This is a genomic window from Klebsiella sp. 4_1_44FAA (assembly GCF_000238715.1).
In the GTDB taxonomy this organism is placed as follows: Bacteria; Pseudomonadota; Gammaproteobacteria; order Enterobacterales; family Enterobacteriaceae; genus Klebsiella; species Klebsiella pneumoniae.
In genome coordinates, this window is the sequence record NZ_JH414799.1 from 379,570 (window position 1) to 402,560 (window position 22,991).

A 22,991-nucleotide genomic window follows, 5' to 3' on the forward strand; every position below is an offset into this window, starting at 1 on the left:
AACGGGTACCAGTTCCTGTCTATACTGGTATTGGCACTACTATGCTGGAGGGGTGATGACCACGATGCCGCAACGGGAGTCGACGATCGCCGTGCCGGACGATCGACGCAAACAGCTGGGGGCCTTTCTGCGCGCCCGCCGTGAAAGCCTCGATCCGCAGCGCCTGGGGTTGCCCCGGGTGGGCCGCCGGCGCACGCCGGGTCTGCGCCGGGAAGAGGTGGCGATGCTCGCCGACGTCGGCGTTACCTGGTACACCTGGCTGGAGCAGGGGAGGGAGGTGAATCCGTCGGAGGCGGTGCTGGTGGGGGTGGCGAATGCCCTGCAGTGCAGTCCGCTGGAGACCCGGCATCTGTTCGTGCTCGCCGGGCTGACCCCGCCGGAAGCCACCCAGGTGACGGTGTGCGAAGGCATCAGCCCAGGGACCCGCCGGATGCTGGACAGCCTGATGCCGCAGCCGGCCAGCATTCAGAAACCGAACTTTGATATTGTGGCGTGGAACGACAGCTTCTGCCGCCTGATGGGCATCGATTTCGCCACCCTCCCGGAAGAAGATCGCAACTGCATTTATCTCTATCTGACCCATGAGACCTGGCGCAGCCGGATCGAAAATCGCGATGTGCTGCCGACCTTCGTCTCCTATTTCCGCGCCGCGATGGCCGAGCACCGCGGCGATCCGGCGTGGGAAAACAAACTGGCGCGCTTTTTCGCCGCCTCGTCGGAGTTTGAAGCGCTGTGGCATCAGCGCTACGAGGTGCGCGGCGTGGAAAACCAGATTAAACATTTTAACCACCCGCAGCTCGGGCGATTCAGCCTGCAGCAGATGTACTGGTATTCGGCGCCGCGCAACGGCTCGCGCCTGCTGGTCTACCTGCCGATGGACGAGGCGGGCGAGCAGGCGCTGGCGTGGCTGGACCAACATTAATCACAGGGAATCAGATGGCTGGCAATGTGCCATCTTCGGGTATTGCCCGGCCGGCGCTGCTGGACGGTTCCCTTTCCCTCCGGGAGTAGGGGAGGGAAAGCACTGTCGGGAAGTCCTGTATGTGATCTACGACTTCAGCACACATTGCGCTCCCGATACGCCTTCTGCGTTATGTCACTCATGGCGCAGGGAGCGCACAGGGGGCGCCAGTCGCCGCCGCCCCCTGTACCCCCGGGCTCCGGCCAGCAACATCGCCGCTGCGCGGTGCCTTCGACTTATCCCTGCAGGCTTCGGGTCGGGCCGAGGCAGCGTCCATGCAAAACACGGCCCTCAGCCCGCATCCATGCGGGCTGCCCCGGCCTGCCGGGAACGTCTCAGCGATGTTGAGGCCGCAACACCGGCAGTTTCAGTCGCACAAGTGGGTAAGTTAACGGCTGGCTGCTACGGACCGTAGGCCGGGTAAGGCGCCAGCCGCCACCCGGCAATAAAGCGGCTCCGTGCCTGATATCATGCTCGGCGGCGCTGCGCTTACGCGGGCTTACGGTAAGGAGTAACAATCTGATATATAAATGGTTAAGTAGGCCGGGAAGGGCGACAGCCGCTGCCCGGCAGAAAGGCGAGCATATTAGCGAAAACAGGTTTGTCATCAGTCTCAAGGAATGCCTATGAACGTAACCCGAAAAGAGCAGCGCATTATTCAGCGCGCGCTGAATGCCTGGCAGGCCAGCGGGGAGTTAACCCCCTCGGACAGCCAGCGGCTGGCGCAAACGATGCGCGTCTCCCCCTTCGACTGGCGGCGCCTGAGCCGCTATGCCTTCTGGACCGCGCTGGCCTGCGTGCTGATTTCCCTGGGCAGTCTGTTCGCCGACAGCGAGCTGGTGGCGTGGCTGCTGAGCCTGTTCAACCACTCGGCGCTGATGCGGATCCTGCTGCCTGCGCTGCTGGCAGTCGCCTGCTACGGCTGGGGTTTTCGTCGCCAGCGGCGGGAGACGCAGTGGCACTACAGCACCGAGGCGATTTTGTTTCTGGGCGTCGTCTTTACCGCCGTGGCGCTATGGCAGCTTGGCGAACGGCTAGATAACGGCAGCGGCCATATCGCACCGCTGTTTCTGGCCGGATGCGTGATTTACGGCGCCATCGGCTATATTGCCCGCTCCGGGCTGGTGTGGCTCTTTTTTCTGCTGGCGCTGGGCAACTGGTTCGGCGCGGAAACCGGCTACGTCTCGGGGTGGGGCGCCTACTGGCTGGGCATGAACTACCCGATTCGCTTCGTCCTGTTCGGCGGCGCGCTGCTGGCGCTCTGCTACGGCGCGCAATCCCTGCTTCGCCAGCGGCAGCTGTTTACCGTCAGCAAGGCGATGGGCCTCACGTACCTGTTTATTGCGCTATGGATCATGTCGATTTTCGGCAATTACGACGCAGACAACTGGTACCAGGTGAGACAGGCGCGACTCCTGCCGTGGGGGCTGCTGTTTGCCGTAGCGGCCGGCGTCTGCATTTTTATCAGCCTGAAAACCGATGACGGAATGCTGCGCGGCTTCGGACTAACCTTCCTGGCGATCAATCTCTATACCCGTTTCTTTGAGTTTTTCTGGAACGGGATGCACAAAGTGCTGTTTTTCCTGATCCTTGCCGTCTCGCTGGCGGTGATTGGCCGCTATGCCGAGCGCATCTGGCATGCCGGCGAAGGGCAGGTGGAGAAAAAATAAGCTCGCGTTGAGAACGCTAACCACTCAGGCCGCGCTCAGTCGCGGCCTTTTTTCGTCCCTGATTCCAGTTTTAGCGCATTTTTCTGCGATTGGCTGCAAATGAGCATAGGCTTGCCGGGTATCTCAAAGATTAGCCTTTAAGGCAATTTGTCTTATATGCTAACATCCAGAGGAAGGGAGTCTGATGTTCAGATTGGTTGTGCATGTGGACGTTAAAAAGGAATTGCAGGCGCTTCCGTCCATTGTCCAGGCGAAGATGATCCGGCAATTAGACAAGTTACGCCAAAATCCCACCGCGCTGAGAGAACCTGACAGTAAACCGCTGGGGCAGGGGCTATTTGAAATTCGTGCGTTAGGTTCGGTACAGGGGCGAGGGATCTACGTTTTTCAGCAAGGCAAGACGCTCTTTCTGCTACGGGTTTTTGTCAAGAAAACGCAAAAAACCCCGTCATCGGAAATTCGCCTGGCGCTGAAGCGATTAGAGGAGATGCGCAATGAGTAAAAAGATCATTGACTGGGATACGTTAAAAACAGAACTGCTTGGCCAGCCTGAGGTTCAGGCTGCATTCGATGCGCAAGAACGTCAACAGCGATTACGTACTATGCTGGCGCAATGGCGCGAGCAGGCGGGGCTAACCCGAGCCCAGGTGGCGCAGAGGATGGGGGTGAGTGCGCCGACGGTCTCCAGAATGGAAGCCAATATCACCCGCGCCAGTCTGGATACCTTAACGCGATACGCGTTAGCCTGCGGTATAAAGCACCCGCAAGTTTTACTTTACTAACGCGCTCGGTGGCTATTCACTTACCGGCGCAAATTAACGACAGGTCGCACGGGCCGTAGGTCGGGTAAGGCGTAGCCGCCACCCGGCATAAAAGCCGCTCCGCGCCCGCTGCCCCTGCCCTGCGGCGCTGCGCTTGCGCGGGCCTACGTTGAGGGGTAACAATCTGATAGAGAGATGGTTACGTAGGCCGGGTCAGGCGTAGCCGCCACCCGGCAATAACAAGCGGCACCAGAGGCGCCCGGTGAAAGGCGCCTGGTGGAGAGATTAAATCTCGGTAATGGTCGTCGACTGCGGCAGACGCGACTTCGGCAGGGTAGCGTTGAAATCTTCTACGCTATGGTGGCCGACCGGGACCACCACCAGGCTGGTGTAGCCCTGGGCTTTCAGGTCAAATTCCTCATCGAGGATCGCAAAATCGACCCCTTCAATCGGCACGGCGTCGAGACCCATCGCCGCTACGCCCAGCAGGAAATTGCCGACGTTGAGATACACCTGTTTCGCCATCCACTGATCGTCATCTTTCAGCTCTTTGCGGTGCATATCGGCAAAGAAGGTGCGACCCTTGTGGTTAGCGGCTTTTGCGTCCGGGGTGGCGAAACGGCCATCGGCCTCTTCCTGATCCACCACGCGCTGCAGCCAGGCGTCGTCCATCGCGGTTTTCGCGCAGAACACCACCACGTGCGAGGCGTCGAGAATTTTACGTTCGTTGAACACGTAGGTGCCGCTGGCGGCTTTCGCCACGCGAGCTTTCCCTTCATCGGTGCTGGCGACAATAAAGTGCCACGGCTGGGAGTTGGTGCTAGACGGGCTGTACTGCAGCAGCGTTTTCAGCTGTTCCGCTTCCCCGGCAGTCAGCTTTTTCGTGGCGTCAAAGGCCTTGGTGGAATAGCGCTTCAAAGCGACCGATACGATATCCATAACTCTTCCTCACAGTTTACAGCACCTTACCGGTGCGTTCAGGAGAGGAAGAGTACAGCGAAGATCGCAAAATGATAAGGGTGAAAAATGCGATAACACTTATCGCATTTGGCTGAAAATCAGCGCGGACGCAGGCGCTGCTGGGCCTTTTTACTCAGCTTGTTCACCACCTGATGCCACGAATCGTCAATCAGCTCGGCCAGCAGATCCTCGCTGATATCCTCTCCTGGCACCACCGTGATCCAGTGTTTCTTGTTCATATGGTAGCCGGGTTCGATACTGCGATAAATTTGCTGATTCAGCAGCGACTTCTGCGGCTCGGCCTTGAGATTGACCAGCGCCCGCCCGCGAATAGTCATGGTGATCATAAAGATGCGGCCGTCGACCTTAAACACGTCGTACTCTGGCCCAAAGGGCCAGCAGTGTTCGGTAAACGGGTAGGTCAGGGCGATACGGTGAGCGCAGGGATGCAGTGTTTCCGGCGTCATTATGCGTCCGCCTCATGCAGGGCGTGCCACATGGCTTCAAAGCCGAGGGCGATAATCTCCCGGGCGCGCTGCGGATCGTGGCTGGCGAATTCGATGGTGGTTTCCGCCAGCGACAGAAACAGGGCGTCGCCAAAGGCGCGGTACGCCTCGCTGAGGAATATCTCTTTCACCGACAGCTGGCACATTTCGTTGAGCTCCGGAAAGCTCTCTTTTACCTGGCGGCGGGTTTCGTCGGTGATGCGCTCGCTGAGCGCCATCCGGCGGATCGCTTTGTGCTCCATCGGGTTGCGCACGCCCCAGTCGATATAGCTGTTCCAGATATTGCGCGCGTTCTCTTTCGGGCGCTTCTCGTCCGGATCCAGCCCGGCGATCATTGTGCGCACCAGGCGCAGCTTAATCGCGAGGTACAGCTCGTTGAGCAACTCATCCTTGGTGGCGAAATAGCGAAACAGCGTTCCCTCGGCCACACCGGCGCTGCGGGCGATGGCCGACGTCGAGGCGGCTATGCCGGACTGGGCGAAAGCCGCGGTGGCAGCTTCCAGTAACGCTTGCTTTTTATCTTCACTCTTTGGACGAGCCACTACTTTTTTCCTCACGCAGGTTTAAACAAACCGCCGATCTTGGCACGTCTGACCAGGTCGCTGCAACGGCGGAACGCAAAAATTGAAAATCGTCTTGACGACTTTCATCGCTTTCCTAATAATGAGTGCGTACTCACTCATAATCAAGTTATATCATAAAGCCTCCGGGATGGGGGCTTTTGTCTGGTCAGGATATGAACCGTGTCACTTTCAGCGTGGTCGCCATCATGTTACTCGCAGCAGCAACGACATTGCCGTTTGTTCTTAATGCCGGTTTTGGTAAAGCGCCGCAGGGGGCACAGCTTAGCCAGGTGGAAGCGTCTCCCCACTACCGGGACGGCCAGTTCCATAACCAATTGCCCACGCCAGGGTTCACCGGGCAGAAAAATATGCTGGCGGCGTGGTGGGATTTCCTGATGACCAAACGGGAAAACGCCCGTCCCGCGCAACCGCTGCCGCTGGTGAAGACCGATCTGGCGACGCTGCCCCTCGGGCAGGACGTGATGGTCTGGCTCGGCCACTCCTCCTGGTACCTGCAGCTGGCGGGAAAACGCATCCTGATCGACCCGGTGTTCAGCGATTACGCGGCGCCGTTCTCCTTTATCAATAAAGCCTTCCCCGGCGACTATCCGTGGCGGGCGGAAGGGATGCCGGAGATCGATCTGCTGATCATCTCCCACGATCACTACGACCATCTGGATTACGCCACCATTCGCGCCTTACTGCCGAAAATTAAGCGGGTCATTACGCCGCTGGGGGTCGGATCGCATCTGCGCTACTGGGGAATGGACGGGGCGCTGATTACCGAAGCGGACTGGCAGCAGGCGGTACCGGCCAGCGACGAGCTCACCGTCCACGTGCTGCCGGCGCGGCACTTTTCCGGCCGTGGGCTGAAGCGTAACCAGACGCTGTGGGCCAGTTTTCTGTTCGTTACCCGGCAGCAAAAGATTTATTACAGCGGCGACAGCGGGTATGGGCCGCACTTTAAAGCAATAGGCGATGAGTTCGGTCCGGTCGATCTGGCGATCATGGAGAACGGGCAGTATGACCAGGACTGGAAATATATCCACATGATGCCGGATGAAACGGCTCAGGCTGCCGACGACCTGCGCGCTCGCGCGGTGCTGCCTGGGCATGCAGGACGATTCGTTTTGGCGAAACACAGCTGGGATGAACCGTATCAACGGCTGGCGGCTGCCAGCGAAGGAAGGGCCTGGCGTCTGCTGACGCCTGTGCAGGGCGAGCCGGTGTGGGTCGCCGATAAGACGCAATCATTTAACGCCTGGTGGCGCTAAGCGCCAGTGCAGTATCAGAGGAGAGAGCATATGACGATTTCCGCTCAGGTGATTGATACTATCGTCGAGTGGATTGATGATAACCTGCATCAACCGCTGCGTATTGATGATATCGCTCGCCATGCCGGGTATTCGAAATGGCATCTGCAACGGCTGTTTTTACAGTACAAAGGGGAGAGCCTGGGGCGCTATATTCGCGAAAGGAAGCTGCTGCTGGCCGCCCGCGATCTGCGCGACACCGATCAGCGGGTCTACGATATCTGCCTCAAGTATGGCTTTGATTCGCAACAGACTTTTACCCGCGTCTTTACCCGGACCTTCAATCAGCCGCCGGGCGCCTACCGCAAAGAGAACCACAGTCGCGCCCACTGAGGCGCGCCTCTCCTGGTTTACCGCTCGAGGGAAAACCAGCGACGCCACACCCAGCGCAGCACCAGATACTCAATGGCGCCCAGCGCTAAGAACCACAGACAAAACAGCACCGTATAGAGCTGGTTGAGATCCATCATATGGAATGTCTCAACCAGCTTTTGCGCCAGCGTCAGGCCCAGCGAAGGCGCGGGCAACAGCAGACAGGAGAGCAGGGCCAGCAGTAAGATCCCGGCGGCGGAGAGCAGCGTTTCCAGTGGATGTTTCATGTCATGTTAATCATCAGTTAAAAAACATATTGTCCGGTAAAATAATGCTTAACGCAATATGCTTTGTTTTTTTACTCGCTATAACACGACTATTTTAAATATTATCGCCTGCCTTTCGCTCTCATGTTAATTAATCTGAAATAATTTGTAATTAAGTTAATTGCAGCCGGGTGTAAATTAACGTCATTATTATGCCAGCGCTTTTACAAAACTGTAAGTGCTATATCCCACCAGCGTAGCAATGATAATGGCTAACGCGATGTACAGCGCCAGACGGCGCCCGCGGTAGATTCCAAACATATTTTACCTCGTTTAGTTTTGGTTTATTAATATTCTGTAATAGTTGGTTTGTGGAATTAACTTATCACAAAATTTTTATTTTGCGAAAAATTTAGACTTGTATTGGTTCACATTTTTATCGGCATTTTTGCCCTCTTTTACCTCATTGGCCAGGAATGATTTCAGGCTTTCCGACTCACGGAATTTATAAGGAAAATGTAAATTGACCAAGATGAATAACCCAAAGTTTACGCCGCCCTCGGGCGACACCGCGCCACGGCAGGTCTGGCAGCAGACCGTTGACGCAGTGCTGGCGCAGACCAAAAGCCAGGCCGCTGGGTTAAGTTCCGCAGACGCCGCCGAGCGCCTGAATACCTGTGGGCCGAACGCGCTGCCGGAAAAGAAAGGCAAACCGGGCTGGCTGCGCTTTCTCGCCCACTTTAACGACGTACTGATTTACGTGCTGCTGGCCGCCGCGGCGCTGACCGCCATCATGGGGCACTGGGTCGATACCCTGGTAATCCTCGGCGTGACGGTGATTAACGCCCTGATCGGTCATATCCAGGAGAGCAACGCCGAAAAATCGCTGCAGGGGATCCGCAACATGCTCTCCAGCGATGCCCGCGTCCAGCGTAACGGCAAGCATGAGACTATCCCGACGCGCGACCTGGTTCCGGGGGATATCGTTATCCTGCGCGCCGGCGACCGCGTGCCGGCGGATATGCGCCTGATTGAAACCCACAACCTGCGGGTGGAAGAGGCGATCCTCACCGGCGAGTCGACGGTGGTGGATAAAATCACCGACGCGCTGGAGGGCGATCTGCCGCTGGGCGACCGGGTGAACATGGTCTTCTCCGGGACCACCGTCAGCGCCGGCGGCGGCGTCGGCGTGGTGACCGCCACCGGCGCGCAGACCGAACTCGGCCATATCAACCAGATGATGGCGGGTATTGAGAAGCACCGTACCCCGCTGCTGGTGCAGATGGATAAGCTCGGCAAAGCGATTTTCGCCATTATTCTCGCCATGATGGTGGCGCTGTTTATCTTCAGCCTCGCGCTGCGGGATATCCCGATGGGCGAGCTGCTGCTGTCGCTGATTAGCCTGGCGGTAGCCGCGGTACCGGAAGGACTGCCGGCGATCATCTCGATTATTCTGTCGCTCGGCGTGCAGACGATGGCGCGCAAGCGGGCGATTATTCGTAAGCTGCCGACCGTGGAAACCCTCGGCGCCATGACCGTGGTCTGCTCGGATAAAACCGGCACCCTGACGATGAACGAAATGACCGTCAAAGCGATCATCACCGCCGACTGCTGCTATCGGGTGGAAGGCGACAGCTACGAGCCGCAGGGGCGGATCTTCCTCGAGGGGAGCGATGAGCCCGTGCAGGTTCAGCCCGGCACCGTGCTGGAGACCTGGCTGCGCACCATCGACCTGTGTAACGACAGCCAGCTTACCCAGGATGAGCGCGGTCTGTGGGGGATCACCGGCGGGCCGACCGAAGGGGCGCTTAAAGTGCTGGCGGCGAAAGCGCAGCTCCCGGCGGTGGAGGCCCGTCTGGTGGCCAAGATCCCCTTTGACTCGCAGTACAAATATATGTCGACCCTGCAGCACATCGATGGCAATGCCCGGGTGCTGATCACCGGTGCGCCGGACGTTATCTTCGCCATGTGCCGCGAGCAGATGAGCCGCCACGGCGCGGTGCCGTTCGAGGCGCAGTACTGGGAAGAGGAGATGGCGCGCTTCGCCCGTCAGGGACTGCGGATGGTGGCGGCGGCCTGTAAGCCGGCCAGCCTTGATGCCACCACCCTCAACCATGAGGACCTGCAGGAGGGACTGATTTTCCTCGGCATCGCCGGGATGATGGATCCCCCGCGTCCGGAAGCCATTGACGCCATCCACGCCTGCCAGACCGCCGGCATACGCGTGAAAATGATCACCGGCGACCACCCGCAGACGGCGATGAGCATCGGCCAGATGCTGGGGATCACCAATAGCAGCCAGGCCATGACCGGCTACCAGCTGGAGCACATGGACGATGCGGCGCTGGCGAAGGCGGCGGTGGAGTACGACATCTTTGCCCGTACCAGCCCGGAGCATAAGCTGCGCCTGGTGAAAGCCCTGCAGGATAACGGCGAAGTGGTCGGCATGACCGGCGACGGCGTCAACGACGCGCCGGCGCTGCGCCAGGCCGACGTGGGTATCGCCATGGGTATCAAAGGCACCGAAGTCACCAAAGAGGCGGCCGACATGGTGTTAACCGATGATAACTTCGCGACCATCGCCAGCTCGGTAAAAGAGGGCCGTCGGGTCTATGACAACCTGAAGAAGACCATCCTCTTCATCATGCCGACCAACCTGGCGCAGGGGCTGCTGATCATCATCGCCCTGCTGGCGGGGAACATTATTCCGCTGACCCCGGTGCTGATCCTGTGGATGAACATGGCGACGTCGGCGACGCTATCCTTCGGCCTGGCCTTTGAGGCCGCAGAGCGCAACGTGATGAACCGTCCGCCGCGTAAAACCGGCCAGCATGTGATGGATGGTTTCGCCGTGTGGCGAGTGGCTTTCGTCGGGTCGATGATCGCGATTGCCGCCTTTATCCTTGAGGCCTGGCTGGCGCCGCGCGGCCACAGTCCGGAGTTTANCCGCACCGTGCTGCTGCAGATGCTGGTGACGGCGCAGGTCGGGTCTACATGATCAACTGCCGCAGCAGCGACAGCTTCTCCCTGAGCATGGGTCTGCTGCGCAACAAAGGCATCTGGCTGGTGACCGGCGTCCTGCTGCTGATGCAGCTGGTCATTATCTATGTCCCGCTGATGCAGAGCATGTTTGGTACGGAAGCGCTGCCGCTGCGCTACTGGTTTGTCACTCTGGTCATCGGCGTCGCCATGTTCCTGGTGGTGGAAGTCGAGAAGCGTCTGACGCGCCGGTTCCGCAAAACGGCCTGAACAATCTCGCGCGCCTCGCTGCAGGCGCGCGTTACTGTCGCAAGGATCCTCTATGATTAAAACCTTCCGCTTTGCTCTGCTGGCCTGCGGTCTGGTCGGCGGCACCCTGACGGCGACCGCCGCGCCGGCGGTGCCGGTCCGCGTCGCCACGGTTGAACTGGCTCCTCATGCTGAAGAACGCGCTATCCCCGGGCGGGTCGAGGCGATCCGCGCCGTCGACATTCGCGCGCGCACCGAAGGGGTGATTGTTCAGCGCCACTTCCAGGACGGCCAGTATGTTACCGAAGGCGACCTGCTGTTTACCCTCGATGACGCGCAGCCCCGCGCGGCGCTGGCTCTGGCGCAGGCCGAGCTGAAAAGCGCCGAAGCCTCATTACGTCAGTCGCAGCAGTTGCTCACTCGCTACGAGCGGCTTATCAACAACCACTCCATCAGCCGCAACGACGTCGATACGGCCCGGATGCAGCGCGACGTCGCCGCCGCTGCCGTACAGCAGGCCAAAGCCCGCGTCGAGGCCCAGCTGATTGTGCTCAGCTACACTCAGATTGCGGCGCCGGTGACCGGTCGCGTGGGCCATAGCGCCTTTCACGTCGGGACGCTGGTCAATTCGTCCAGCGGCGTGCTGGTGGACATTGTGCAGTTGGATCCGGTGCGGGTCTCGTTCGCCCTCGACGAAGCCGCGTTTTTCAGCAAAACCGGCCAGCACGCCGATATCCACGCTCTGAAGCAGGCGTGGCTGGCGCAGATTGAGGTTGATGGTAAACGGCGCGACGGGGTGTTGACCTCTATCGATAACCGGATCGACGCCCGCACCGGCAGCGTAGCGGTGCGGGCCGAGTTTGCCAATCCGCAGCACCGTCTGCTGCCGGGCGGCAGCGTGACGATCCTGTTCCGTCCGCAGGAACTGCCGTCGCGAGTGATGGTCCCGGCCGCCGCCGTGCAGCAGGATCCGCAGGGCTTTTTCAGCTGGGTGCTGAAGCCGGACCACACCGCCGGGCAGCGTCGTCTGACCCTCGCGGGGCAGCAGGGGCAGCAGTTTGCGGTCGAGAAAGGGCTGCAGGCGGGCGAGCAGGTGATCACCGACGGCGCGCAGCGGTTGCGCGAAGGCGCCGCGGTGCAGGTGCTGAACTAGCTAAGGAGAAGGGATGCTGTACCTTTTTTTATCCGTCGTCCGCGATTTGCCATGGTGATCGCGCTGCTGCTGACCTTTGTCGGCGCGGTGTCGCTGAAGCTGATCCCGGTGGAGCAGTACCCGGCGATCCACCCCCCCGGTGGTGAACGTCAGCGCCAGCTGGCCGGGCGCCAGCGCGTCAGACGTGGCGGAAGCCATCGCCGCCCCGCTGGAGACCCAGCTCAACGGCGTCGATCATATGCTGTATATGGAGTCCACCAGCTCGGATGAGGGGACGTACCGCCTGAGCATAACCTTCGCGGCGGGCACCGATGCCGACCTGGCGGCGATCGACGTGCAAAACCGGGTGGCGCAGGCGCTGGCGCAGCTCCCGGCGGAGGTGCAGCAGAATGGCGTCCAGGTGCGCAAGCGCGCCAGCAATCTGCTTATGGGGGTAAGCCTCTACTCGCCGCTGGGCACGCTGTCGCCGCTGTTTGTCAGCAACTACGCCAGCACCCAGGTGCGCGAGGCGCTGGCCCGCCTGCCCGGCGTCGGCGAGGTGCAGATGTTTGGCGCCCGGGATTACAGCATGCGTATCTGGCTGCGCCCGGACCGCATGAACGCGCTCAACATCACCACGGATGATGTCGCCCAGGCGCTGCGCGAGCAAAATGTGCAGGGCGCGGCGGGGCAGGTGGGCACCCCGCCGGTATTTAACGGCCAGCAGCAGACGCTGACCATCAACGGGCTGGGGCGTCTGAACGAGGCGGCCAGCTTTGGCGAGATTATCCTCCGCCGCGGCGCGCAGGGGCAGCTGGTGCGCCTCGCCGACGTGGCGACCATTGAGCTGGGCGCCCGCAGCTACAGCTCCGGCGCCCAGCTGAACGGTAAAGCGTCGGCCTATCTGGGGATCTATCCGACGCCCACCGCCAACGCCCTGCAGGTCGCCAGCGCAGTGCGTGCGGAGCTTAACCGCCTGCACACTCGCTTTCCGGCGGATCTCACCTGGGAGGTGAAGTTCGATACCACCCGCTTTGTGGCGGCGACGATCAAAGAGATCGGCGTCTCGCTGGCGCTGACCCTGCTGGCGGTGGTCGTGGTGGTGTCGCTGTTTTTGCAGAGCTGGCGGGCGACGCTGATCGTAGTGCTGGCGATCCCGGTGTCACTGATCGGCACCTTTGCGGTGCTCTATCTGCTGGGCTACAGCGCCAACACCCTCAGCCTGTTCGCGATCATTCTCGCCCTGACGATGGTGGTGGATGACGCCATTGTGGTGGTGGAGAATGTGGAAACCAAAATGGCGGAAGGGCTGGATCGCCTGCAGGCCACCGCCCAGGCGCTGCGGCAGATCGCCGGGCCGGTGATCGCCACGACCCTGGTGCTGCTGGCGGTGTTTGTGCCGGTGGCGCTGCTCCCGGGGATCGTCGGCGAGCTGTACCGGCAGTTTGCCGTGACGCTCTCCACCGCGGTGGCCCTGTCGAGCCTGGTGGCGCTAACCCTGACGCCGGCCCTCTGCGCGCTGCTGCTGCGCCCGCGTCCTGCCCGGCCAGCGGCGGTGTGGCGGGCGTTTAACCGTCTTCTCGACGGCATCCGCGACGGCTATGGCCGGCTGGTAGGCTGGATGAACCGCCGCCCCTGGCTGGCGCTGGCGGCGACGGTGGCGGCAGGCGCGCTGGTGGCGTTCAGCTTCACCTCGATGCCGAAAGGCTTCCTGCCGCAGGAAGATCAGGGTTACCTGTTTGCCAGCGTGCAGCTGCCGGAGGCGGCGTCGCTGGAGCGTACCGAAGCGGTGATGGCCCAGGCGCGTAAACTGCTGATGGCTAACCCGGCGGTGGAGGATGTGATTCAGGTGTCCGGGTTCAACATTCTCAACGGCACCAGCGCCTCTAACGGCGGGTTTATCTCGGTAATGCTCAAGGACTGGCATCAGCGGCCGCCGCTGGATGCGGTGATGGCGGATATTAAGCGCCAGCTGCTGTCGCTACCGGAGGCGACGATCATGACCTTCGCGCCGCCGACCCTGCCGGGCCTGGGCAATGCCTCGGGGTTTGATCTGCGCATCCTGGCGCAGGCCGGTCAGTCGTCGGCGGAGCTGGAGCAGGTGACGCGGGAGATCCTCCAGCTGGCGAACCAGCATTCGCAGCTGAGCCGGGTGTTTACCACCTGGAGCAGCAACGTGCCGCAGCTGACCCTGACGGTCGACCGCGATCGGGCGGCGCAGCTGGATGTGCCGGTGGCGCAGATCTTCAGCAGCCTGCAGACGGCGTTCGGCGGCACGCGCGCCGGCGATTTCAGCCGTAACAATCGTGTCTATCATGTGGTGATGCAAAATGAGATGCAGTGGCGCGAGCGGGCAGAGCAGATTAGCGAGCTGTACGTCCGCAGCCGCGACGGCGAGCGGGTGCGGCTGAGCAATCTGGTCACCATTACGCCGACGGTGGGGGCGCCGTTTATTCAGCAGTACAATCAGTTCCCGTCCGTTTCAGTGAGCGGTTCAGCGGCCGAGGGGGTCAGCAGCCGCACGGCGATGGCGGCCATGGAGCAGATTCTGCAGGCCCATCTGCCGTCGGGATATGACTATGCCTGGAGCGGGATCTCCTGGCAGGAGCAGCAGACCGGCAATCAGGCGGTGTGGATCGTGCTGGCGGCGGTGGCGATGGCGTGGCTGTTCCTGGTGGCGCAGTATGAGAGCTGGACGCTGCCGGCGAGCGTCATGCTCTCGGTGCTGTTCGCCATCGGCGGAGCGCTGCTCTGGCTGTGGACCGCGGGCTATGCCAACGATGTGTATGTTCAGATAGGGCTGGTGCTGCTGATCGCCCTGGCGGCGAAGAATGCGATTCTGATCGTTGAGTTCGCCCGCAGCCGGCGCGAGGAGGGGCTGTCGATAGTCGACGCTGCGCGAGAGGGGGCTACCCGCCGCTTCCGCGCGGTAATGATGACCGCGGTGTCGTTTATTATCGGTATCATGCCGATGATGCTCGCCACCGGCGCCGGGGCGCAGAGCCGGCGGATCATCGGCACCACGGTATTCAGCGGGATGCTGGTGGCGACGATGGTTGGCATCCTGTTTATCCCGTCGCTGTATGTACTGTTTCAACGTATGCGCGAGTGGGCGCATCGGCGGGGGTAAGCGCGGCGCTACCGGTCGGTAACGGGGATACTCCAGGCTGCAACGACTACCGGGCGGTCCCCTCTCCCTTTGGGAGAGGGGGAGGGTGAGGGTGGGTTTTGCGTTCACGTTGCGTTTGGGCGTGAACCCCGCCTTATCTGCCGACCTCCGGTTAGCTGATTTCAGCGGGAATCAGCCCTGCTGCACGCCCGTAGATTTCAGGGGCCATACCATAGCGAACAGACTCTGTAGGCCCGGTAAGCGCAGCGCCACCGGGCAAGGACATCGGGCACGGCGGCAATACCTTGCCCGGCCTGTCGTTAATTTATTCACTCTCCTGGCTGGAATGGCCGCCCCCAAACGCGCCCGCTATTTTCTCTCCACCGTTATCATGGTCACGAACGGATGATACTGCCACGGCACGCTGCCGCCTTTGCGGTACATCTTCGAAAGGGTGCCGTCGAGATAAAAGCATCTGCCGCACGCCAAGCTTTGACTGCGCATAGCAGGCAAAATCGTAAAAGTTGGTCTCGCGATCGCTGAGCATAAACACCACCCGGCCCTGCTTATCGATACCAACCCCGTTGCGCAGCTTGCGCGAACTGGCGGAGGGCTTCAGTCGCCAGTTGATGGCGCCATTTTCAATCAGCATCGGGCCGGACTGCACCGCATAGCGGATGGCGGGAGAGGGTTTGTACGCCGGCAGCGGCACGATTTTCGCCCGGCCGTTTTCCACCAGGAATACGCCGCCGGGGCGGATAAAGAAGTTCCCGCCGCCGGCGGAGCGGTTTACCGGCGTCAGCCGTTTGCCGTCTTCGATATACAGCCCCAGCGGCGCGTAGGCCTTATCGTAAATGCCGCCGTTCATCGCCATCTGCACCCGGCCGTCGCCATCGATACCCGCCAGCAGCGAACGCAGGGAACCCCAGGCTTTGCCGTGCCGATCCTGCCAGTACATCGCAATGCGCTCTTTCTGCGCATCCACCCGATAGCTCTGCAGGGTCAGCGTCGGGTCGGTGAGGGTACAGGCGGCGCTGGCGACGGCGGCCAGGGGCAGCAGCGCCAGAGGGAGCAGGCAACGTAATAACATGGGCAGTCCTTTCTATAGTCTGCGCCGAGTATACCCGCCTCGCTGCCTTATGCCGCCCAAATCTCACAGTGTTTTTGCACCAGCCCGGAAAGCGAACCGCCGTTGGCGATAAAGTCGCGCATCTGCTGCGCCTCGCTTTGCGGCGATTTCGCCTGGCGAACCACCGCCTCCAGCGCTGCCGTCGCCTTCAGCTGATGGGCGAAAGGGGCCAGCCGGTCGGCGAGCTGCAGGATCTCCTGGCGGATGCTGCGCTGCTCCCCGCTGCGCACGTCGGTGAGGGTCCCGTCCAGCCCGTAGCGGCAGGCCTGATAGCGGTTAAAGGGGTACAGCAGATAATCATCAGGCTGGTGCTTAAAAGGACGCTCCGTCAACAGCCAGCAGGCCAGGGTCTGAATAAAGCCGGCGATGTGGATCGCCTGGGCAAGGGTCAGGGGGGTGTCCATCACCCGCACCTCGACGGTACCAAACTGCGGGCTGGGGCGAATATCCCAGTGCAGATCCTTCATGCTATCGATCATGCTGGTGTAGCTCAGCTGGCGGAACAGGCGACGAAACCCTGCCAGTCGGCCACCCACGGCATCGGACCGTTGTCGGGATAGGAGGAGAAGCGGTTCAGGCGTGAACAGGCGAAACGGCTGTCGGTACTGTCAAACCACGGCGAGGCGGCGTTAAGGGCGATGAAGTGCGGTACAAAGCGCGACAGGCCATGCAGCAGATAGATGGCGTCGTCGCCGCTCTGGCAGCCGACGTGCACATGCTGGCCAAAGACCGTCGCCTGCTGCGCCAGATAGCCAAAATGCTCGACGGTTTTGACATAGCGCGGGTTATCGCTGATTTGCTGGCGCTGCCAGGCATGAAAGGGGTGGGAACCCCCGCCGCAGATCTGCAGATGATGGCGCAGCGCCGCGCGCTGGACCGCCTGCTGGATGGCGCTGAGCTGGATTTGCGCATGGCTGATGTCGCGGCACACCCCGGTGGCGATCTCCAGCATGCTCTCGGTGATGTCGTGTTTGGCTTCTCCCACGGTCAGCTCATGCTGGACGTCGGCAATCAGCGTCGAGGCATCCTGGCTGAGGTCGTAACCCGGCGGGTTCACCACCTGCAGCTCCAGTTCGATACCGAGGGTAAAAGGATCGGAGCGGTGAAAATCGGCTAAAGGCATAGTCTCTCCCGGTCGATGTGTTCCCTGAAGTATAGAAGGGATTGATCCCGACGGAGAATACGCGGCGGCGGTGGACGGGGGATGAATAAAAAGTGACGCAGAGTGATTATTTGAAATTTGCCATATAGCGGCTGGTGCAATTCTGCAACATATTTCCCGCTGGCGGTGCGGCGGAATAAGATGCAATTATTTTCCCATAATTATCATGGTGATAATATAAGTCATTCTTATTTTACCGGTCGGTTTTGGCCTATTTTCGTCCGCGTAAGAACTGGTACGCATTTTGCCTGTTAATCCGTGACATTTTATTTAACAGGGATCATGTGATGCACAAAACGAGATTATTTTCGCGTGCCGGTCGTTTCGCCGTGGCGGTGAGCGGCGCACTGGCCCTGGCGGGCGCCGCCTTACCTGCCAACGCCTCCACGCTGCGGATCGCCATGACCGCCGCGGATATTCCGTTAACCCTTGGCCAGCCGGATCAAGGTTATGAGGGCAACCGCTTTACCGGCATCCCGCTGTACGACGCGCTGGTGGAGTGGGATCTGTCGCAAGGTGAAAAGCCCAGCGGTCTGGTGCCGGGGCTGGCGACCGAGTGGCACATCGATCCGCAGAACACCAGCCGCTGGATTTTCACCCTGCGTCCGGGGGTGAAGTTTCATGATGGGACGGAGGTGAACGCCGACGCCATCGTCTGGAACGTGGATAAGGTGCTGAATAAAGCGGCGCCGCAGTACGCCCCGGGTCAGATCGGCAACACCCTGTCGCGCATGCCGACCCTCACCGGCGCAGAGAAAATTGACGACCACACCGTGGCGCTGACCACCTCGGAACCGGATGCGCTGCTGCCGTACAACATCACCAACCTGTTTATCGTCTCGCCGACGGCGTGGCAGAAGCAGTATGACGCGGTGCCGGCCAGCGTGAGAGATAGCGCCGCGCGCAGCAAACAGGCGTGGACCGCCTTCGCCGCCCACGCGGTGGGTAGCGGCCCGTTCAAACTGGAGAAGCTGGTGCCGCGTCAGCAGCTGATCCTCGATAAAAACCCCGACTACTGGAACAAAGATCGCATTCCCCGGGTGGATAAAGTGGTGCTGATCCCCTTGCCGGAGGCCAACGCCCGTTCCGCGGCGCTGTTGTCGAAGCAGGTGGACTGGATTGAAGCCCCGGCGCCGGACGCTATCGATCAGATCAAGTCTCAGGGTTTTCACCTCTACGCCAACACCCAGCCGCATCTGTGGCCCTGGCAGTTCTCCTTTGAAAAAGGATCGCCGTGGCAGGACATCCGCGTGCGCAAAGCGGCCAACTTGTGTCTGAACCGTGCTGAGCTGAAGAGCTACCTCGGCGGCTACATGACCGAGGCCACTGGGGTCTACGAGGCTGACAGCCCGTGGCATGGCAAACCCACCTTCCAGATCAAATATGACCCGGACGCCGCCCGCCAGCTAATGACCGAGGCCGGATACAGTGCCAGCAAACCGCTGCACGTCACGGTGGCTACCTCGGCCTCCGGCTCCGGGCAGATGCAGCCCTTGCCGATGAACGAGTATATCCAGCAGAGCCTGAAGAGCTGCTTCTTCAATGTGGATATCAAAGTGGTGGAATGGAACACCCTGTTTACCAACTGGCGCCTGGGCGCCCGGGACCCCTCGGCGAAAGGGATCGATGCGATCAACGTCAGCGCCGCGGTTAACGATCCTTACTTTGGCCTGATCCGCTTCTCGACGGCCAAAGCGTTTCCGCCGGTGGCGACCAACTGGGGTTACTTTTCCACGCCGGAGACGGAGAAGCTGGCCGCCGCCGTCAAGCACGCCTTTACCCCGGCGGAGATGAACAAAGCGGCCGGTGAGTTGCACGCCGCGCTGGTGGATCAGGTGCCATTCCTGTTTGTCGCCCACGACGTCGGGCCGCGTGCGATTTCCCCTGCGGTGACCGGGGTGGTGCAACCGCAGAGCTGGTTTATCGACTTCAGCCTGGTGAGCAAAAAAGAGTAATCGCGAAAGGGGCGACCGATGATCAATACGCTGCTATACCGCATTCTGCTGGCTATCCCCACCATGCTGGGGGTGGCGGTGATCTGTTTCATGCTGGTGCAGATCGCCCCGGGCGACCCGCTGGTGTCGGTGATGCCGCCGGACGCCTCGGAGGCGCTGCGTCAGACATTAATGCAGGCTTACGGCTTTGATAAGCCGCTGCCCCTGCAGTTTATCCACTGGCTGTGGCGGGCGCTGCACGGCGACCTTGGTATGTCGGTCGCCACCGGCCGCCCGGTGATAGACGAAGTGATGACCGCGGTGGCTTACTCTCTGCGCCTGGCGCTGCTGGCGACGGCGATCGGTTTTGTCCTCGGCAGCCTGTTCGGCTTTGTCGCTGGCTATTTTCGCAACAGCGTCATTGACCGTCTGGCCTCGGTATTGTCGGTGTTTGGCGTCAGCGTGCCGCACTACTGGCTGGGGATGCTGCTGGTGATCCTCTGCAGCGTCAAGTTCGCGCTGCTGCCGGCCACCGGCGGCGGGCCGATAGGCGAGGTGGGCTGGCAATGGGACTGGGCGCACCTGCAGTTCATGCTGCTGCCGGCTCTCACCCTGTCGGTGATCCCGACCGGGATTATCGCCCGCACCGTGCGCTCGCAGGTGGCCGATATCCTCAGCCGGGAGTTTATCGTTGGCCTGCGCGCCCGCGGGCTCAACGAGTCGCGCATCTTTGTCCATGTCATGAAAAATGCCGCGCCCACCGCGCTGGCGGTGATGGGGCTGCAGGTGGGCTATCTGATGGGCGGCTCGATCCTTGTGGAGACCGTTTTCTCCTGGCCGGGAACCGGATTGCTGCTCAATACCGCCATTTTTCAGCGCGACCTGCCCCTGCTGCAGGGCACCATCTGGGTGCTGGCGCTGTTTTTCGTGCTGCTCAACCTGCTGGTGGATATTCTGCAGACCACCCTCGACCCGCGTATTAAGAGGAGCTGACCATGGTGGATACGGCAACGACGAAAGTGGTCCCGGCCGCAGCGGCCCACGCTACCCGGCAAGGTTACTGGCGCGGCGTGCTGCGCCGCCTACTGCGCGACCCCGGCGGGGTGGTTGTGGGCGTGGTGATCCTCCTGCTGCTGGCCCTGGCGCTGTTCGGTCCGTGGCTTATCGTCAAAGATCCCTATCAAACGTCGATGTTCCTGCGCCTGAAACCCATCGGCAGCGACGGCTTCCCGCTGGGCTCGGATGAGCTGGGACGCGACATGCTGTCGCGGCTGATCCTTGGCACCCGACTGTCGCTGTTTATGGGAATTGTCCCGGTGGTGTTCGCCTTTTTTATCGGCGGGGCCATCGGGATTATCGCCGGCTATACGGGCGGCAAAACCAATACCGTGATTATGCGCACCGTGGATGTGTTCTATGCCTTTCCCTCCGTCCTGCTGGCGATTGCGCTGTCGGGAGCGTTGGGGGCGGGCATCGGCAATGCGCTGTTGTCGCTGACCCTCGTGTTTGTGCCGCAGGTGGCGCGAATTGCCGAGAGCGTGACCGCCCAGGTGCGGCATATGGACTATATCGACGCCGCCCGGGCCACTGGCGCCAGCGCGTTGACCATTATCCGCGTCCAGGTGTTGGGCAACGTGCTCGGGCCGATCTTCGTCTTCTCCACCGGGCTGATTTCGGTGTGCATGATCCTCGCCTCCGGCCTGTCGTTTCTCGGCCTCGGCGTGCGGCCGCCGGAGCCCGAGTGGGGGCTGATGCTCAATACGCTGCGCACGGCAATCTATACCCAGCCGTGGGTGGCCGCCCTGCCGGGCCTGATGATTTTTATCACCTCCATTTCGTTCAATATCCTCGCGGACCGCCTGCGTGCGGCAATGGCGATTAAGGAGTAAGCGATGCAACCCTTTATCAATATCGACCTTGGCGGGCCGGCGCAGCCGCTGCTGAAGGTCAATCACCTGCTGAAGTACTTTCGCGGCGGCAAAGGCCGGGAGGTGGTGCAGGCGGTGGACGATATCAGCTTCACGGTGATGAAAGGCGAAACCCTGGGGGTGGTCGGCGAGTCGGGCTGCGGCAAATCGACCACCGCCCGGCTGCTGATGCAGTTGCTCACCCAGGACAGCGGCGAACTGATCTTCGACGGACAGGGGGTCGGCTCGTCACGTCTGCCGCTGAAAGCCTACCGTCGCCAGGTGCAGATGGTTTTCCAGGATAGCTATGCTTCGCTCAATCCGCGCCTGACCATGGAGGAGAGCATCGCCTTCGGCCAGCGCGTCCACGGCGTCAGCGCCAGAGAGGCCAGCGAATATGCCCGCTATCTGCTGGCGCACGTTGGCCTTGAGCCGGCGCGCTTTGCCGACCGCTACCCGCATGCGCTCTCCGGCGGCCAGCGGCAGCGGGTGAATATCGCCCGCGCGCTGGCGATGAAGCCGCGGCTGGTGATCCTCGATGAGGCTGTGTCGGCGCTGGATAAATCGGTGGAAGCCCAGGTGCTGCAGCTGCTGCAGGAGCTTAAACGGACTCTCGAGCTGACCTACGTGTTCATCAGCCACGATCTACACGTGGTTCGCTGGCTGTCGGATCGGATCCTCGTCATGTACCTTGGCGAAGTGGTGGAGATTGGCCCGGCGGAGCAGCTGTTTACCGCCTCCGCCCACCCCTATACCCGGGCGCTGTTAAGCTCGATGCCCTCCATGGACCCGGAAAACCGCACCCTGACCTCGCCGCTAAGCGGCGATCCCCCCAGCCCCATCGCGCCGCCGAGCGGCTGCCGCTTTCACACCCGCTGCCCGCATGCGAAGGCGGTCTGCGCCGAAGTGAAACCGCAGCTGGAGGCGGTCGGGGAGGGGCACCAGAGCGCCTGCCTGATGGCGCAGCCGGCCTCGCCCTGGCATCAAAGCATCCCCCTTAAGGAGGTCAGCCATGTCGGATAACGCCTTTGTCCATGTGCGCGACCTGCGGGTCGTCTTTCGCCGCGACGGACAGACCATCAACGCGGTCAACGGGGTCTCCTTTGAGGTACGAAAAGGGGGAGTGATGGCGCTGATTGGCGAGTCGGGTTCCGGCAAGAGCGTGACCCTGCGGGCGCTGATGCGCCTACACCCGCCAGGGAGCAGTGAGCTCTCCGGCACCCTGCAGGTGGGGGACGACGAGGTGCTGACGATGAGCGCCAGCCAGCTGCGGCGCTATCGCGGCGGACGCTGCGCGATGATTTTTCAGGAGCCGCTGCTGGCCTTCGATCCGGTCTACACCGTCGGGCAGCAGATTATTGAAGGGTTGCGCCGCCACGAAGGGCTGTCGCGCCAGGCGGCCCGGGACAGGGCGCTGGAGGCCCTGCGCCAGGTGCGCATTCCCAGCCCCGAGCGGCGGCTGGATGCTTACCCGCACGAGATGTCCGGCGGAATGCGCCAGCGGGCGATGATCGCCCTTGCGCTCTCCTGTAACCCGCAGCTGCTGCTGGCGGATGAGCCGACCACCGCCCTCGACGCCACGGTGCAAATCCAGATCCTGATCCTGCTGCGCGAGCAGCAAAAGCAGCGCGGGCTGTCGATCGTGTTTGTGACCCACGATATCGGCGCCGCGGTGGAGATCGCCGACCGGGTGGCGGTGATGTACGCCGGGCGGATCGTCGAGGAAGCGTCGATGAGCGAGATCCTGCGCCACCCGCGCCATCCTTATACCCAGGTGCTGCTGGGCAGTCGGCCGAAAGAGGGGCTTAAGAAAGGTGATGCCCTGCACTGCATTCCCGGCGCGCCGCCGGATCTGGCGCGCTTGCCGCCCGGCTGCGCCTTTGCCGAGCGCTGCCCGCACCGTCGCCCGGTCTGTGAGCAGAGTCTGCCGCCGACGGAATCCGTCGCGGAGCGCCACGCGGTGAGTTGCCACCGCTGGCGCGAGCTGGCGATTGACGCTAACGCCCAGGCCCTGGCCGTCTGATCGGCGGCAAAAAACCATACAGGATGAAGACCAGGCGTTGATAGCGCATTCCCAC

Annotated in this window: 16 protein-coding genes and 4 pseudogenes; 14 read left to right on the forward strand and 6 right to left on the reverse strand. The window is 61.4% G+C overall.

What is annotated here, in order from left to right; all coding sequences use genetic code 11:
- Positions 1-55: 55 nt before the first annotated feature.
- The 4 genes from HMPREF1024_RS18595 to HMPREF1024_RS18580 all read left to right on the forward strand — a co-directional run bounded on the left by HMPREF1024_RS18595 (position 56) and on the right by HMPREF1024_RS18580 (position 3,413).
- The gene (locus HMPREF1024_RS18595) at positions 56-922 is read left to right on the forward strand and encodes a helix-turn-helix transcriptional regulator (RefSeq protein ID WP_004151823.1); all 867 of its coding nucleotides are present in this window, start codon (positions 56-58) and stop codon (positions 920-922) included.
- Positions 923-1,587: 665 nt separating this feature from the next.
- Positions 1,588-2,631: a DUF2157 domain-containing protein gene (locus HMPREF1024_RS18590; protein WP_009308098.1), complete on the forward strand. Its 1,044-nt coding sequence runs from the start codon at positions 1,588-1,590 to the stop codon at positions 2,629-2,631.
- Positions 2,632-2,815: 184 nt separating this feature from the next.
- The gene (locus HMPREF1024_RS18585; protein WP_004893639.1) at positions 2,816-3,133 is read left to right on the forward strand and encodes a type II toxin-antitoxin system RelE/ParE family toxin; all 318 of its coding nucleotides are present in this window, start codon (positions 2,816-2,818) and stop codon (positions 3,131-3,133) included.
- Complete coding sequence (locus tag HMPREF1024_RS18580; protein ID WP_004142561.1) at positions 3,126-3,413, forward strand: helix-turn-helix transcriptional regulator; 288 nt, start codon at positions 3,126-3,128, stop codon at positions 3,411-3,413. The genes HMPREF1024_RS18585 and HMPREF1024_RS18580 overlap by 8 nt, the downstream gene beginning before the upstream one ends.
- Positions 3,414-3,677: 264 nt before the next feature.
- Here HMPREF1024_RS18580 and nfsB read toward each other — a convergent pair whose 3' ends face one another.
- The 3 genes from nfsB to HMPREF1024_RS18565 form a co-directional block, all read right to left on the reverse strand.
- Positions 3,678-4,331, reverse strand: coding sequence for an oxygen-insensitive NAD(P)H nitroreductase (nfsB, locus tag HMPREF1024_RS18575; RefSeq protein ID WP_004178896.1), 654 nt, complete (start codon positions 4,329-4,331; stop codon positions 3,678-3,680).
- Between the two features lie 119 nt (positions 4,332-4,450).
- The gene (locus HMPREF1024_RS18570) at positions 4,451-4,819 is read right to left on the reverse strand and encodes an MmcQ/YjbR family DNA-binding protein (protein WP_004142557.1); all 369 of its coding nucleotides are present in this window, start codon (positions 4,817-4,819) and stop codon (positions 4,451-4,453) included.
- Positions 4,819-5,400 (reverse strand): TetR/AcrR family transcriptional regulator, encoded by a 582-nt coding sequence (locus HMPREF1024_RS18565; protein WP_004176968.1) that lies wholly within the window; start codon positions 5,398-5,400, stop codon positions 4,819-4,821. The genes HMPREF1024_RS18570 and HMPREF1024_RS18565 overlap by 1 nt, the downstream gene beginning before the upstream one ends.
- Before the next feature lie 179 nt (positions 5,401-5,579).
- Here HMPREF1024_RS18565 and HMPREF1024_RS18560 point away from each other — a divergent pair, with 179 nt between their 5' ends.
- Positions 5,580-6,695, forward strand: a complete 1,116-nt coding sequence (locus HMPREF1024_RS18560) for an MBL fold metallo-hydrolase (protein WP_012737592.1) — start codon at positions 5,580-5,582, stop codon at positions 6,693-6,695.
- A gap of 30 nt (positions 6,696-6,725) precedes the next feature.
- On the forward strand, positions 6,726-7,067 hold the full coding sequence (locus HMPREF1024_RS18555) for a RamA family antibiotic efflux transcriptional regulator (RefSeq protein ID WP_002893035.1): 342 nt from the start codon (positions 6,726-6,728) through the stop codon (positions 7,065-7,067).
- Between the two features lie 17 nt (positions 7,068-7,084).
- Here the strand turns inward: HMPREF1024_RS18555 and HMPREF1024_RS18550 are convergent, their stop codons facing one another.
- A complete protein-coding gene (locus HMPREF1024_RS18550; protein WP_002893037.1) occupies positions 7,085-7,333 on the reverse strand; it encodes a DUF1158 domain-containing protein in 249 nt (82 codons plus the stop codon).
- 502 nt (positions 7,334-7,835) lie between these two features.
- Between HMPREF1024_RS18550 and HMPREF1024_RS18545 the strand changes: the two are divergent.
- The 3 genes and pseudogenes from HMPREF1024_RS18545 to HMPREF1024_RS18535 all read left to right on the forward strand — a co-directional run bounded on the left by HMPREF1024_RS18545 (position 7,836) and on the right by HMPREF1024_RS18535 (position 14,802).
- Positions 7,836-10,561: pseudogene (locus HMPREF1024_RS18545) on the forward strand (cation-transporting P-type ATPase).
- Between the two features lie 52 nt (positions 10,562-10,613).
- Entirely contained in the window at positions 10,614-11,693 is a 1,080-nt protein-coding gene (locus tag HMPREF1024_RS18540; RefSeq protein WP_009308101.1) for an efflux RND transporter periplasmic adaptor subunit, read from the forward strand.
- Positions 11,694-11,744: 51 nt separating this feature from the next.
- A pseudogene (locus HMPREF1024_RS18535) lies at positions 11,745-14,802 on the forward strand (efflux RND transporter permease subunit).
- Between the two features lie 348 nt (positions 14,803-15,150).
- Here the strand turns inward: HMPREF1024_RS18535 and HMPREF1024_RS18530 are convergent.
- Positions 15,151-15,871 (reverse strand): annotated as a pseudogene (locus HMPREF1024_RS18530) (phosphodiester glycosidase family protein).
- Between the two features lie 47 nt (positions 15,872-15,918).
- Positions 15,919-17,033, reverse strand: a pseudogene (locus tag HMPREF1024_RS0126040) (YbdK family carboxylate-amine ligase).
- Between the two features lie 326 nt (positions 17,034-17,359).
- Here HMPREF1024_RS0126040 and HMPREF1024_RS18525 point away from each other — a divergent pair.
- Genes HMPREF1024_RS18525 through HMPREF1024_RS18505 form a run of 5 tightly spaced genes read left to right on the forward strand, consistent with a single transcriptional unit; the run spans position 17,360 to position 22,936 of the window.
- On the forward strand, positions 17,360-19,027 hold the full coding sequence (locus HMPREF1024_RS18525) for an ABC transporter substrate-binding protein (RefSeq protein ID WP_009308106.1): 1,668 nt from the start codon (positions 17,360-17,362) through the stop codon (positions 19,025-19,027).
- Positions 19,028-19,045: 18 nt separating this feature from the next.
- Positions 19,046-19,999 (forward strand): ABC transporter permease, encoded by a 954-nt coding sequence (locus HMPREF1024_RS18520; protein WP_009308107.1) that lies wholly within the window; start codon positions 19,046-19,048, stop codon positions 19,997-19,999.
- Positions 20,000-20,001: 2 nt separating this feature from the next.
- Entirely contained in the window at positions 20,002-20,895 is an 894-nt protein-coding gene (locus tag HMPREF1024_RS18515) for an ABC transporter permease (RefSeq protein ID WP_009308108.1), read from the forward strand.
- A 3-nt stretch (positions 20,896-20,898) separates the two neighbouring features.
- Entirely contained in the window at positions 20,899-21,936 is a 1,038-nt protein-coding gene (locus HMPREF1024_RS18510) for an ABC transporter ATP-binding protein (RefSeq protein ID WP_009308109.1), read from the forward strand.
- The gene (locus HMPREF1024_RS18505) at positions 21,926-22,936 is read left to right on the forward strand and encodes an ABC transporter ATP-binding protein (protein WP_009308110.1); all 1,011 of its coding nucleotides are present in this window, start codon (positions 21,926-21,928) and stop codon (positions 22,934-22,936) included. The genes HMPREF1024_RS18510 and HMPREF1024_RS18505 overlap by 11 nt, the downstream gene beginning before the upstream one ends.
- The last annotated feature ends 55 nt before the right edge of the window (positions 22,937-22,991 follow it).